The sequence below is a fragment of the Hymenobacter persicinus genome (assembly GCF_004167665.1).
GTDB classification, from domain to species: Bacteria; Bacteroidota; Bacteroidia; order Cytophagales; family Hymenobacteraceae; genus Hymenobacter; species Hymenobacter persicinus.
The window spans coordinates 36,692-50,142 of sequence record NZ_SEWE01000003.1 but is presented as its reverse complement, the minus strand read 5'-3'; the positions used below and the strand labels follow the sequence as shown (position 1 = coordinate 50,142).

The following is a 13,451-nucleotide window of genomic DNA, read 5'->3' as shown; positions in this document are numbered from 1 at the left end:
GGAGGATGGGGAACAGGTAGCCCCTTTACGCACAACTCATCGGGAAGTTGGTAACCGCTCCGGCTACTTAAGCGAGCGGGCCATTATCCAGGCCCGGATGGTTTCCTGGGCCGCGGGTGAGAAGGTAGGCCGGGGCTCCCCGCCCACCAGGGCCCACTCCCCGGGCGGGGCCTGAAACAGGTGGTTGACGCCCGGCAGCTTCTTGCTGGTCAGGTCGCGGGAGTTGCGCAGGGCCTTGGCCAGCACGGTCATGTTAGCGTCGGCGGCCACGTCGAGGTCGGCGGCACCGTTGAGCAGCAGCACCGGGCACTTCACTTCCGAGAGGTGCTCCAGCGGGTTGTAGCCCAGAAAATACCGGTAGCGGAATGACGTCAGCTTAGCGGCGCTATCCTGGGCGGCGGCCGGCGTCAGCGCGGGGCTGTTCTGGCGCAGCATGTTGGCCACCATCGCCTGGGCCTGACTTTCGTCGGGGGTCTGGCGGATGACTTCGAAGAGGGCCTGCTGCTGCTTGAGGGCCGCCTCCACCTGCGGGGCCGCCACGCCTTTGGCGCGCAGCAGCGCGGCGTGCTGCTGGGTAGCCAGCACCGGACCGGGCAGGCCGGCCGCGCCCATGGCCACCACAAACGCCGGGGGCAAGGCCTGGGCGGCGGCCAGCAGCGCCACGTTGCCGCCTTCCCCGTGCCCGACGATGCCGATGTGGGAGAAGTCGATTTCGGGGCGGGTACGCAGGTAGTTCATGCCGGCCTGCACGTCGGTCACGAGGGCTTCGGTAGTCGTCGCGGTGAAGTCGCCGGTGGAGCCCGCCACGCCCCGGTCGTCGAAGCGCAGCACGGCAATACCGCGGCGGGTCAAATAGTCCGCCAGGGTACCCAGCAGCCGGTACTCACCGGTGGTGGCATCCCGGTCATGGGCGCCGGCATCCGACACCAGCACCACGGCCGCGAAGGGCCCCGGGCCAGCCGGCACGGTCAGCATCCCGTTCAGGCGCAGATTAGCAGTAATGTTGGTATACGTCACTTCCTCCTCGCGGTAGGGCGGCGTCAGGCGCACCTTGGCCCCAGCCGGGGCTGTCGGCGGGGGCGAAAACGTGAGTGTGAGCGGGGCATCGAGGCCGGGCTGGTGCCAGGCCCCGACGATCTGCTTGCCGTCGGCCGTGATCTGGCCCGTGAAGCGGCTGCCGGCTTCGGCGGCGGCCAGCAGCACCGTGTCGCCGTGCAGCTCGGCTTTTACAGCCATGCGGCTCACCTTCTGCAGGGGCACATCCAGGGTGGCGAAGTAAGTGCCATCGGCGAGACCGACCAGCCGGAAAATGATTTCCAGCTCCCCGCCGGGCATTTTCAATGGGCCTTTCCAGAGGCCGTCGAGCTTAGGCGCGGCCGGGGCCGAAAAGGAAGCCAGTCCGAGGCAAAGCAGCAGCACCCAGTAGCGGGCGGCGCTAACGTAACGAATTGTTTTCATGTGCAATAAGGGCGCGGTCAGAGGAGCAAACCAACCGTCCGTCGCCGCCCAGTGGCAACCGGGGATGGTTGGGGGCATAAAGATACGGCTATTCTTTTGCTCGGCATGCCGACTTTTTTTTGCCAGCCCACCCCGGCCTTTATTCGGCGAAAAACACGCGCTTTACCCGCTCACTCACGTTGGTCAGCAGCTCGTAGGGAATGGTGCCGATGCGGCCGGCCAGCTCCACCAGCGGCACCTCCTCCCCGAAGACCACCACCGAGTCGCCGGCCCGGCAGGCGGGAATGTGGGTCACGTCGGCCATGCACATGTCCATGCACACGTTGCCGATGATGGGGGCCCGCTGCCCGCGGATGACGACCTCGCCCCCGCCGTTGCCGAAGCGCCGGTCGTAGCCGTCAGCATAGCCAATGGCCAGCGTGGCAATGCGCCGCTCGTAGTCGGTGGCCTGGCCGCGGCGGCCGTAGCCCACGGTTTCGCCCGGGGCCAGGGTTTTGATCTGGGAAATGGTGGTGTGCAGGCTGCTGACCGGCCGCAGGGCCCGGGGTTCCTGCCCGCTGGCTTCCACCCCGTAGAGGCCGATGCCGAGGCGCACCATGTCGAAGTGGGCCTCGGGGAAGCGCACGATACCGGCCGAGTTCAGGGCGTGCTTGAGAATGGGGTAGCTCAGAGCGGCTTCCACCAGGGGCGTCATGCGCTGGAAGGCGGCCAGCTGGCGGCGCGAGAAGTCGTTGTGCTGCTCTTCGTCGGCGCCGGCCAGGTGGGTCAGGGCGCTGGCCACGCGCAGGTGGGCGGCATTCTCGCGCAACAGGGCGCACAGCTCGGGCAAATCTTCTTCGGCGAAGCCCAGGCGGCGCATGCCGGTGTCGAGCTTGAGGTGGATGGCGGGCAAAGGCTGCTCCCCAGCGGCCCGCAGGTAGTCGCGCAGGCGCTCGAAGGAGTAGATTTCAGGCTCCAGGTGGTACTGCCGCAGCTTCTGAAACGAGTCCGGCGACGGGTTCATCACCATGATGGGCAGGCTGATGCCGTGCTGGCGCAAATCCACGCCCTCATCGGCGTAAGCCACGGCGAGGTAGTCGGCGCGGTGGAATTGGAGCATGTTGGCTACCTCGTAAGAGCCGCTGCCGTAGGCGAAGGCCTTGACCATCACCATGAGCTTGGTGCCGGGCTGGAGGCGGGCGCGGTAGAAGTTCAGGTTGTGAACCAGCGCGTCGAGGTTGACTTCGAGCACCGTGCCGTGAATCTTCTGCTGGAAGGCCGTCACGATCCGCTCGAACTCGTAGCGCCGGGCGCCTTTCACCAAGATGGTTTCGTGCTGAAACTGGTCGGGGCGGAAGTCGCGCAGGAAGGCTTCGGTATCGGTAAAGAACTCCTTGGCGCCGAGGTCGAAAGCCTGCTGAAACTGGCTGATTTCGGGCCCGACGCCAATCAGGCGCTCCACGCCGTGGGCGGGTAGCAGGGCCGCCACCCGGGCGTAGAGCTCAGCCGCGGGCAGCCCGGATTCGAGCACGTCGGACAAAATCAGGGTGCGGCGGCCGCGGCGGGGCTGGCGGGCCAGCGCGTCGAGGGCCAGGCTCAGGCCGGCCAGGTCGTTGTTGTAGGTGTCGTCCAGCACGTAGCAGTCGTTGAGGGCCTGCTTCATTTCCAGGCGCATGGCCACGGGCTGGAGCCGGTCGAGGCGGCGCTGGATTTCGGGGGCCGCGACCTGCCGCCAGAGCAGCACGCAAAGGCAGTGCAGGGCATTTTCCACCGAGGGCTCGTCGGCGAAGGGCACCGTGAAGGTATGCTCCTGGGGCAGGGGCTTATCGACAACGATGCGGACCAGGGTGCGGTCGGCCAGGGCTTCGAGCACGGTCACGGCCACGTTGGCATCGTGGGGATACTGCCGGCTCCAGGTGAAGCGGCGGTGGGTGGGCAGCAAAACTTCGGCAGCCTGGTGCACCAGGGCCTGGTCGCGGCAATAGAATAAGGTGTCGACGTCGGCAAAGAGCGCCATCTTCTCCCCTACTTTCTCCTCGGGCGAGGCAAAGCCGGCATCGTGGGCGGTGCCCAGGGTGGTAAAGAGGCCCAGCGTGGGCTGAATGACCCGGGCCAGGCGCGGCATTTCGCCCCGCTCCGAAATGCCGGCCTCGAAGATGCCCAGCGTGTGCGTCGGGTTCAGCTCCCACACGCTCAGCGGCACGCCCACCTGGGAGTTGAAGCTGCGCGGGCTTTTGCACACCAGCTCGTCGGGGCTCAGCAGCTGGGCCAGCCACTCCTTGACGATGGTCTTGCCGTTGGAGCCGGTAATGCCAAAGACGGGCAGATGAAACTGCCGGCGGTGGTGGGCCGCCAGCGCCTGCAGGGCCGCCAGGCTGTTTGGCACCAGCAGCACGCCAGCTTCGGGAAAAGCAACCAGCCCGCCGGGAATTTCGGCCTCGTCTTCCACCACGAACAGGCGCACGCCCTTGGCGTAAAGCTCGGGCAGGTAGCGGTGGCCGTTGTGCTGGGGACCGCGCAGGGCAAAGAACAGCGAGCCGGCCGGCTGACCCACCCGGCGGCTGTCGAGCAGCAGGTGGTGGACCGGCGCCGGGACGGCCGGAGCTTGCAGAAGAGTGCCGCCGAGCAGGGCGGGCAGGTCGGGGAAGTGCGGCATGGCAAGGAGGATAACCCGCGCAAAGGTACTGGGGTTTGGCCGGGCTAGCGGCGGAGTGCCGGCTGCCAATAGCCACCCACCCTGGTTTTATACTATTTACGCTATCTGCTACCTGGCAGCCAGTCCCTGGCCAGCCGAGAAGCTTCCGAGAACCCACAGAGCAGGGCCCCCGAAAGCAGAGCATCGGAATTATCCACTTATCCGCCTCCTACTGCCCCGTCTGGCGACAAACCGACCAGTACCGAGTCAACGGGCCGCGCGGATCCAGGGCTCGGTGGGCTTCGTGGTGCCGGGGAAAACGGCTACCTTCGGGCTGCTTTGCTGCGCCTCGGGGCGGAGCGAGCCATTTTCCGATTCTTTCCCCGTCTGATGACTACTGTTTCCCCTGCGGCCGTGCCGCTCTGGCGCCGGGCTTTGCCCCACCTGCTGGCCATCGTGTTTTTCGTGGCCCTGGCTTCGGTGTACTTCTCCCCCATCGTGTTCGACCACAAAACGCTGGCCCAGCACGACGTGGTGCAGTTCAACGGCGGGGCCCACGAGGCCCAGGTGTACCGGGAGCAAACCGGCAAGGAGGCCCTGTGGACCAACTCCATGTTCTCGGGCATGCCGACCTACCTGATCAGCACCCACTTCACCGGCGACCTGTCCATCTACCTGCACCAGCTCTTCACGCTGAATTTGCCGGCGGTGGTGGCCAACATGTTTCTGGCCCTGCTCTGCGGCTACATTCTCTTTATTGCCCTCGGGGTCAGGCCGCTGATTGCGGTGGTGGGGGCCGTGGCGCTGGGCTTTACCAGCTACAACCTCGCCATCCTGGCCGCCGGGCACAACACCAAGTCATTGGCGTTGGCTTACGCCCCGCTGGTGCTGGGCGGGCTGCTGGTCACGTTCCGGCGCAACAAGTGGCTGGGTGCGGCCCTGTTTGCCCTGGGCCTGGCCATGAACGTGCGCTCCAACCACCTGCAGATTACCTACTACCTGATGCTGCTGGTGGCGGTGTTCGGTATCGTGGAGCTGGTGGCGGCCGTGCGCGAAAACCGCCTCAAGGACTTCTTCGGCCGCACCGCCCTGCTGCTGCTGGCCGCCGCGCTGGCCGTGGGCGTGAGCTTCGGCCGCCTCTACGTCACGGCCGAATACAGCAAATACTCCAACCGGGGTAAGTCGGAGCTGAAGCCCCTGCCGGCCCAGCCCGGGCAGACGGCTCCCTCCACCGACGCCGACGGCCACGACCCGGACTACGCCTTCCACTGGAGCTACGGGGTGGGCGAAACCATCACCCTGCTGATTCCCAACTATTTCGGCGGCGCTTCCTCGGGTAAGCTCAGCGAAACCTCGGCCACGGCCAAAGCCCTGGAGGGGCTGGGCGTGCCGCCGGTGCAGATGCGCGACTACCTGCAAAACATGCCGACCTACTGGGGCAATCAGCCCATTGTGAGCGGGCCGGTGTACGTGGGCGCGGTGGTGTGCCTGCTGTTCGTGTTGGGCTTGTTTGTGGCCGACCGCCGCACCCGCACCTGGCTGCTGGTGGGTACGCTGCTTTCCATCGTGCTGGCCTGGGGCAAGAACTTCGAGTCGTTCAACCTGCTCATGTTTAACTACTTCCCGGGCTACAACAAGTTCCGCTCGGTAAGCATGGCCCTGGTTATTGCCCAGCTGGCCATGCCCCTGTTGGCGGTGCTGGCCCTGGCCCGGGTGCTGCGCACCCGCCCCGCCGCGGTGCCGGCCGCTGGCGCCAGCACCCACCCAAGCCTGGCGGCGCTGGCGGCGCCCCAGCCCCTGGACTCGGCGGAAACGGCCGATGTGAAGCGCAAGCTGCTCTACGCCGTGGGCATCACGGTGGGCATCTGCGTGCTGGCATTCGTGGCCGGCCTGGGAGCCGACTTCGCCTCGCCGATTGACGCCCAGATGCAGCAGCAGGGCTTCCCCGTAGACGCCATCCGCAGTGACCGGGCCTCGCTGATGCACGCCGACGTGCTGCGCTCCATCGTCTTTATCCTGCTGGCCGGGGGCGTGCTCTACTTCTATTTGCAGCGCAAGCTCAGCGTCGCGCTGGCTGCCGGGCTGATCGGGGTGCTCACGCTGGTGGACCTGTGGAGCGTGGACAAGCGCTACCTCAACGACAACAACTTCCAGCGCGAAACCATTGCCCAACAGTTTCAGCCCAGCCCCGCCGACCAGCAGATTCTGCAGGACAAGGACCTGAGTTACCGGGTGCTGAACCTGGCGGCCGGGGACCCGTTCAGCGAGGCCAACACCTCCTACTTCCACAAGAGCATCGGGGGCTACCACGGGGCCAAGCTGCACCGCTACCTGGATTTGATCGAGCGCCAGATTTCGCAGAACAACCTGCAGGTGCTCAACATGCTCAACACCCGCTACATCATCCCGCAGGACCCCAAGCTCCCCGTGCAGCGCAACCCCGGCGCGCTGGGCAACGCCTGGTTTGTGAGCAAGGTGGAGAAGGCCCAGAGCCCGGACCAGGAAATGGCCGCCCTGAGCACGCTCAACCCCGCCACTACCGCCGTGGTCGACGTGACCAAGTTTCCGCTGACCAAGACCGACTACAACGCGGCCGGCTCCACCATCACGCTCACCAAGTACTCGCCCGACGAGCTCACCTACCAGGCCAAGGCCGCCCAGGATGGCTTGGCCGTCTTCTCCGAAATCTATTATGCCGACGGCTGGAACGCCTACATCGACGGCAAGCTGACGCCCCACCTGCGGGCCAACTACGTGCTGCGGGCCCTGCCCATCCCGGCCGGCACCCACACCGTCGAGTTCAAGATTGAGCCCAAGGAGTACGCCATCGGCAACACCATCTCGCTCATCTCGTCCGTGCTGCTGATTGTGGCGCTGCTGGGCGCCATCTTCTACGCCCTCAAGCGCCGGCCCGCGGCGGTGGAGGAAGCCCAGCTGGTGGCCTAGCGGCACCTTTGGTAGCTTTAACGCCGGGCTAGACCTTTTTCAGCTGCCCTGCCAACCTTCCCGCACAGCCCTTCACCGCCCCGGTGAAGGGCTGTGCGCATTTAAGCGAACTTTGCCGGGGGTGAAAAGCAAAGTCCTTCGCCCGCAACCCAGGATGACAGACGAACAAGACGCCCCCCGCCCCCTGCTGCTCCAGGAGCTGTCGGAGCCCGTGGCCGCCCGGCACGGCGTGCGCCTGCTGCTGCTCCGCGACGACCTGACTAATCCCGAGCTGCCCGGCAACAAGTGGCGCAAGCTCAAGTACAACCTGCAGGCCGCCCACCAGCAGGGCCACGATACGCTGCTGACCTTCGGCGGGGCCTTTTCCAACCACGTGGCCGCCGTGGCCGCCGCGGGCCGGCTGCGGGGTTTTCGCACCATCGGCCTGATTCGGGGCGAAGAAACCCTGCCCCTGAATCCGACTCTCGCCCAGGCCGCCGCCGACGGGATGCAACTGCGCTACCTTGACCGGGAAGCCTACCGCCGCCGGGCGGAGCCGGCTTTTCTGGCCGACCTGCTCACTCAAACCGGCCCGGCCTACGTGCTGCCCGAAGGCGGCACCAACGCCCTGGCCCTGCCGGGCTGCGCCGAACTCATAACCGAGCTGCGCACCCTGACCAGCTTCGACGTGGTAGCCGTGGCCTGCGGCACGGGCGGCACGCTGGCCGGGCTGCTGACGGGGCTGGCCGGCCAGCAAGAGGCTATTGGCGTGGCTGCGCTGAAAAACGGGGGTTTTCTGCGCGAGGAAGTCAACGCGCTGACCCGGGCCGCGGCGGGGCAGGAGTACGCCAACTGGAGCCTGCACCTCGATTACCACTTTGGCGGTTACGCCAAATTCTCAGCCGAGCTGCTGGGCTTTATCAGCGCCTTTCAGGCCCGGCACGGCGTGCTGCTCGACCCGGTATACACCGGCAAACTACTCTGGGGCGTGCTGGACTTGGTGGCCAAGGGACATTTCCGGCCCGGCAGCACGGTGGTGGCGGTGCACACCGGCGGCCTGCAGGGCTGGGCGGGATTCCGGCAGCGTTTCGGGCACCGGAGCGCCGCGTGGCCCGCGCTGCCGTAAAAGGCCCGGGACAGCCAAAACCCAAGCTGAGCCGTATTTGCTTAAACTCCCTGTCCGTTCGTATGCCGCTTACCCGTTTGCTCCGTCGTCTGCTCCCGCTGCTGTTTCTGGTGGGCCTGGGCTGGTTTCTGTGGAAGAAAGTGCAGCCCGCGCTGTTTGAGAACCCGCTCAACCCCACCCCGCGCATCACCGTGACCCACAACACGGTGCTGCAGAAAGTGGAGTCCCTGGGCCGGCTCGAGCTGGTGCGCTACCATTTCAAGGACGTGGTGGAGTACAAAAAGAGCACCTACCGTTTTCTGCCCGACGCCAAGGTGGCCCTCATCGTGGCCGGCGACGCGGTGGGCTGCCTCGATTTGCGCAAGATGCAGCCCCAGGACGTAGTATTTGAAGGCGACTCCGTGGTGCGCATTGCTCTGCCGGCCGCGGAAATCTGCACCTGGCAGGTCGACCACAGCCAGAGCCGGGTGTACAGCGTCGAAAATGGTTTTTTCCAGGACGCCGAGCTCGTTGATGCCGGCTACAAGTACGCCGAGAAGAACGTACGTGCGGCCGCCCTGCAGTCGGGTATTCTGGCCCAGACCGAGCAGAACGCCGAGAAAATTCTGCGGCCCATGCTCGAAACCATGACCGGCCGCCGGGTGGTGCTCACCCGGCAGATGGCGCTGCCCCAGCTGCCCGGCCGGCGCTAGTCCTCGCCTTCCTCCGCTTCCTTGCCCAAATCGTCAAGGGCCATGCGGATGAGGTCGTTTTCGTATCCTTTTACGGTCAGAAACATCGTCAGCTTCTGGCGGCGCAGGCGCTGGTTGCGCTCCTTTTCGACGCGGTTGCGCTTTTCGAGCGTGTCGAGCAGGTTCTGGTAGTACTCGTCGCCGTCAATTTCCTTCATCCCGACCTTGATGCAGTAGTCGGAAATACCCTTTTGCTTGAGCTCCTGGGTGATGCGGCGGCGGCCCCACTTCTTGATGTGCACCTTGCCCCGCACGAAGGCCTTGGCAAACCGCTCTTCATCGAGCAGCTTTTCCCGGCTCAGACGGATGATAATTTCGCCGGCTTCGTCTTCGTTGAGGCCGTACTCGCGCAGCTTGGCTTCCACTTCCTTCTGGTTGCGCTCCTGGTAGGCGCAGAAGGCGGCAATTTTGGGCAGGGCTTCGGAGGGAGTATAAAACTTGCGCTTGGGCTGATCCATGGGGGAAAAATACGGCGGATTGAGAAAGGGTAGCTTATGCTAACGCCGAAAACAGCCGAGTCGTTCGGCCCTCCGGAGCCGGACAAACCTCCCGGCCGGCGCGGCGGTTAGCCCTTCGAAGCCGACCTTTGCGCCGCGTCCCGACTGCCCCACCTGCCTTTCCCGCCCGATGCCCCTGACCCGCGGTGCCCGCTACATGCTGCTTGCCACGCTGCTGTTTGCCCTCATGAACGTGTGCGTGAAGCTGCTGCCCCACCTGCCGGCCCTCGAAATCATCTTGTTTCGCTCGGCGCTGTCGGTACTCGTGAGTTACCTCACGCTGAAAGCCCTGGGCATCCGGCCCTGGGGCTCCAACCACTTCTTTCTTATTGCCCGGGGCATCACCGGGGCCGCGTCCCTGATTCTGTACTTCTTCACCATCCAGCACATGCCCCTGGCCACGGCCGTGACGGTGCAGTACCTGGCGCCCATTTTCACGGCCGTGCTGGGCATCTTTATCGTGCGCGAAAAAGTGCAGCCCTGGCAGTGGCTGTTTTTCCTGGTTTCCTTCGCCGGCGTGCTCGTGGTGGAAGGCGTCGATACCCGCGTCGACCCGCTGTATCTGGCCTGCGGGGTGGCCTCGGCGCTGTTTGCGGGCTTTTCCTACAACTCCATTCGCCGCCTCAAGGGCAAGGAGGACCCGCTCGTAGTCGTGTTCTACTTCCCGATGGTGGCCCTGCCCATTGCCGGGGTGTATTGCCTGTTTCACTGGGTGACGCCCCAGGGGCTCGACTGGCTCTGGCTGCTGCTCACGGGCCTGCTCAGCCAGGGCGCCCAGGTGTGCATGACCAAGGCCTACCAGGCCGAAAAGCTCTCCAGCGTGGCCAATCTCAACTACATCGGTATTCTGTACGCGGTGGGCTTCGGCCTGCTGATCTTCAACGAAACCTTCGACTCAGGCTCCTACGTGGGCATGGCCCTGGTGCTGCTGGGCGTGGGGCTCAACACCTGGTACACGGCCCGCCAGCCCCGCGCCGTGCCCGTGGCGCCTACCGAGGAAGTGGTGGCCTGACGAAGAAAACCACCTTTTGGCGGCGGCGGACAACTTTTGCCGACCGGTTTCTATCTACCTTCACAACGTCCGTGAACTGTGCCGCTATGCCCCGCTATCTACTCGTTCTACTGCTGATTGTCCTCTCTGCTGGCGCCCGCGCGGGCATCGTCCGCGGCCACATCACCGATCCGCAAGGCGCGGCTCTGCCTTTCGCCAACATTGCCGTGCGGGGCTCGGCCACCAGCACGGCCTCCAACGAGCAGGGCAACTACCAACTGCGCCTCGAGCCCGGCCGCTACGAGCTCGTATTTCAGTACGTGGGCTACCGGCCGCGCATCGAAAACGTGCGCGTGGCCGGCGCCGACTCAGCCACGGTGCTGAACGTGACGCTGACGCCCGAAAACTACAAGCTGGGCGAGGTGGTGGTGCGCGGCTCCGACCGGGACCCGGCCTACGCCATCGTGCAGCAGGCTATCAACTGGCGCCCCTACCACCAGCGCGAGGTGGCCGCCTTCAAGGCCCGCAGCTACATCAAGGCCCTGGGCCGGCTGATTGACGTGCCGGGTCGGGTGCTGGGCTTGATGAAAATCGGGCCCGACATCAAGCCGGGTATCTTTTACCTGTCGGAATCGGTGTCGGAAATGACGTTTCGCCAGCCCGACGTGATTCGGGAGCGGATGATTTCGTCGCGCATCAGCGGCGACGCGAAGGGCATCAGCTTCAACTCAGCCAACTCCGGCAAGGGCCTCAACTTCTACAACAACCTGCTCAAAAGCGGCTTTTCGGAGCGCGGGTTCGTCTCGCCCATTGCCAGCAATGCCATGCTCTTCTACAAGTATGAGCTGGAGGGCAGCACCCGGCAGGGCAACCTAACCATTCATAAAATCAGGGTGACGGGCCGCCGCCGCAACGACCCGGTGTTCTCCTCGGGCCACATCTACATCGTGGACGGCACCTGGCGCCTGCACTCCGTGTCGCTGGATTTGACCGCCGACGCCCAGCTCAAGTACCTCGACCGCCTCCACATCGAGCAGCAGTTTGCCCCCGCTCCCGGCCCTTCCGACGTGTGGGTGATGCAGTCCCAGAAAGTGACCATGGGCTTCGAGAAGTTTGGCTTCAAGGGCAACGGCTACATCACGGCCATTCTGTCGAATTACCAGGTGACGCCGACTTACCCCAACCGCCCGGTGGCCACCGCGCCGGCCGCCAACCCAGCTTCGACGGCCGCGCCCGCGCCAGTGGGCCGCGAAACGGTGGCGGAAGTTAAAAAGCAGAAACCGTCCTTCAGCGGCCTGGCCCGGCAGGTGCGCCAGCGCGTGAAGCGCGCCACCGTGGACTCCCTCACCGGCCAGCCTATCGAGCGGGTGCCGAAGGGCGAGGTACTGCTGGTGGATAAGAGCGCCAACGAGCGGGATTCGAGCTATTGGGCCGAAGTGCGCCCGATTCCGCTCACCGACGAAGAAAAAAAGGACTACCAGGTCAAGGACAGCACCGAGGTCATCCGCAAGTCGCGCCCCTACCAGGACTCGCTGGACCACGTGCGTAACAAGCCCGACCCGAAAAGTATGCTGCTGCTGGGCTACACCCACTCCAACACGTTCGAGAAGCGCCGCCTCTACGTGGCGCCGGTGTTCAACATCGTGCAGTACAACACGGTGGAGGGCGCAGTGGTGAATGCCTACGCCACCTACACCCAGGACACCGACGACCGGCGCTTTTACAGCCTGACGCCCACGCTCCGCTACGGCTTTGCCAATAAGCTGCTCAGCCCGAGCCTGACCGGCTCCTGGCAGCACGACCCGGTGCGGCTGGCGCGGGTGGGTTTCACCGTGGGGCAAACCATCGAAAACTTCGACCGCAACACCCAGCTCACGCCCTTCATCAACTCGGCCTATACCCTGCTCGACAACCGCAACCTGGCCAAGTACTACCGCCGCACCGGGGCCGAGGTGAGCTACCTGCGTGAACTGTTCAACGGCTTCACCCTGCGCACGGCCCTGGGCTACGACGACCGGCGGGAGCTGCAAAATGCCACCACCGAGCTGCTGCGCGACGTGCCGGGCCGCGCCTTTACGCCCAACCGCCCGCTCAACGACGAGACGCCCGACCCCGGCTTCGGACGCAACCAGGCCCTGACCTTCGAGTTGAACGCCTCCTTCCGGCCCGGGCAGCGCTACATCACCCGCCCCGACGGCAAGTACAACCTGAGCACTGCCGCGCCCACGTTTCGCGCCACCTACCGCCAGGGCGTGCCCACTTTGCTCGGCTCCGACGTGCGCTACACCCTGCTGGCCGTGGGCATCAACCAGACCATCAGCATGGGGCTGCTGGGCACGGGCACCTACAACGTGGCCGCGGGCCGGTTTCTGGGCACGCCGCGCCTCTCGTTTATGGACTACCGCCACTTCTCGGGCAACCGCACCCTACTCACTGGCAACTTCGCCCAGTTCCAGCTGCTCGACTATTACCAGTTCAGCACCCGGGACCGGTACGTAGAGGCCCACTACAACCAGCATTTCAACGGCTTCTTCGTGAACAAGCTCCCGCTGCTGCGCCGGCTGAAGTGGCAGGAAGTGGCCTCGTTCAACTACCTGCACACGCCCCAGGCCGGCCACTACGTGGAGCTGGGCGTGGGCATCGAGCACATCTTCGGAGCCCTGCGCGTCGATTTCTACTCCGCCTTACAATCGGGACGGCAGCTGGGCACGGGGGTGCGGATCGGGTTAGGGCTGTAGGGCCGGCGCGGTGCTTACGTAGAAAATGCAAAAGGCCTTCTGCCGGGAGCAGAAGGCCATTTGCATTGAGTTGAATCTATTTCACTTCTTCAAAATCCACGTACTCACCGCCCTTGAATTCCTGGGGCTTGCGGGGCTTTTCCTTGGGCGGAATAAAGTCGACGTGGACCTGGCCGGCGGGGCCGCGGCCGGGACCAGAGCCGGGCGGCGGGCCGAACGGGGCCTCAAACGGGGCGCCGCCAAACTGCTCGGTGTACTTGCGGGCCTGCTTCTGCACGAAGCTGGCCACGAAAAAACGCAGTATCGCCGGCAGTACGTAGCGCACGACGAAGGTGATGATAAGGAGAGTGAGAACGAACTTGACCATCGGG

Annotated in this window: 9 protein-coding genes; 5 read left to right on the top strand and 4 right to left on the bottom strand. The window is 65.0% G+C overall.

The genetic code is table 11. From position 1 onward, the window contains the following. Positions 1–63 precede the first annotated feature (63 nt). On the bottom strand, positions 64–1,458 hold the full coding sequence (locus EWM57_RS01905) for an alpha/beta hydrolase family protein (RefSeq protein WP_165370379.1): 1,395 nt from the start codon (positions 1,456–1,458) through the stop codon (positions 64–66). 139 nt (positions 1,459–1,597) lie between these two features. Beyond that, entirely contained in the window at positions 1,598–4,093 is a 2,496-nt protein-coding gene (locus EWM57_RS01900; protein WP_129919436.1) for a bifunctional UDP-N-acetylmuramoyl-tripeptide:D-alanyl-D-alanine ligase/alanine racemase, read from the bottom strand. A gap of 369 nt (positions 4,094–4,462) precedes the next feature. On the opposite strand from EWM57_RS01900, the gene EWM57_RS01895 reads away from it, so the two are divergent. The 3 genes from EWM57_RS01895 to EWM57_RS01885 all read left to right on the top strand — a co-directional run bounded on the left by EWM57_RS01895 (position 4,463) and on the right by EWM57_RS01885 (position 8,815). Next, positions 4,463–7,018 carry a YfhO family protein gene (locus EWM57_RS01895; protein ID WP_129919435.1) on the top strand — a complete coding sequence of 852 codons (2,556 nt, stop codon included), beginning with the start codon at positions 4,463–4,465 and terminating at the stop codon, positions 7,016–7,018. Positions 7,019–7,172: 154 nt separating this feature from the next. Continuing rightward, the gene (locus tag EWM57_RS01890) at positions 7,173–8,123 is read left to right on the top strand and encodes a 1-aminocyclopropane-1-carboxylate deaminase/D-cysteine desulfhydrase (RefSeq protein WP_129919434.1); all 951 of its coding nucleotides are present in this window, start codon (positions 7,173–7,175) and stop codon (positions 8,121–8,123) included. Positions 8,124–8,185: 62 nt separating this feature from the next. Beyond that, entirely contained in the window at positions 8,186–8,815 is a 630-nt protein-coding gene (locus tag EWM57_RS01885) for a DUF4230 domain-containing protein (RefSeq protein WP_129919433.1), read from the top strand. Here the strand turns inward: EWM57_RS01885 and EWM57_RS01880 are convergent. Continuing rightward, a complete protein-coding gene (locus EWM57_RS01880) occupies positions 8,812–9,312 on the bottom strand; it encodes a regulatory protein RecX (RefSeq protein WP_129919432.1) in 501 nt (166 codons plus the stop codon). The two genes, EWM57_RS01885 and EWM57_RS01880, sit on opposite strands and share 4 nt — an antisense overlap. A gap of 169 nt (positions 9,313–9,481) precedes the next feature. Here EWM57_RS01880 and EWM57_RS01875 point away from each other — a divergent pair, with 169 nt between their 5' ends. Together EWM57_RS01875 and EWM57_RS01870 are read left to right on the top strand one after the other, a co-directional pair. Continuing rightward, complete coding sequence (locus EWM57_RS01875; RefSeq protein WP_242509949.1) at positions 9,482–10,363, top strand: DMT family transporter; 882 nt, start codon at positions 9,482–9,484, stop codon at positions 10,361–10,363. Positions 10,364–10,449: 86 nt separating this feature from the next. After that, positions 10,450–13,080 (top strand): DUF5686 and carboxypeptidase regulatory-like domain-containing protein, encoded by a 2,631-nt coding sequence (locus EWM57_RS01870; protein WP_129919431.1) that lies wholly within the window; start codon positions 10,450–10,452, stop codon positions 13,078–13,080. A gap of 76 nt (positions 13,081–13,156) precedes the next feature. Here the strand turns inward: EWM57_RS01870 and EWM57_RS01865 are convergent, their stop codons facing one another. Then, positions 13,157–13,447 (bottom strand): DUF4834 family protein, encoded by a 291-nt coding sequence (locus tag EWM57_RS01865; RefSeq protein ID WP_129919430.1) that lies wholly within the window; start codon positions 13,445–13,447, stop codon positions 13,157–13,159. Positions 13,448–13,451 lie beyond the last annotated feature (4 nt).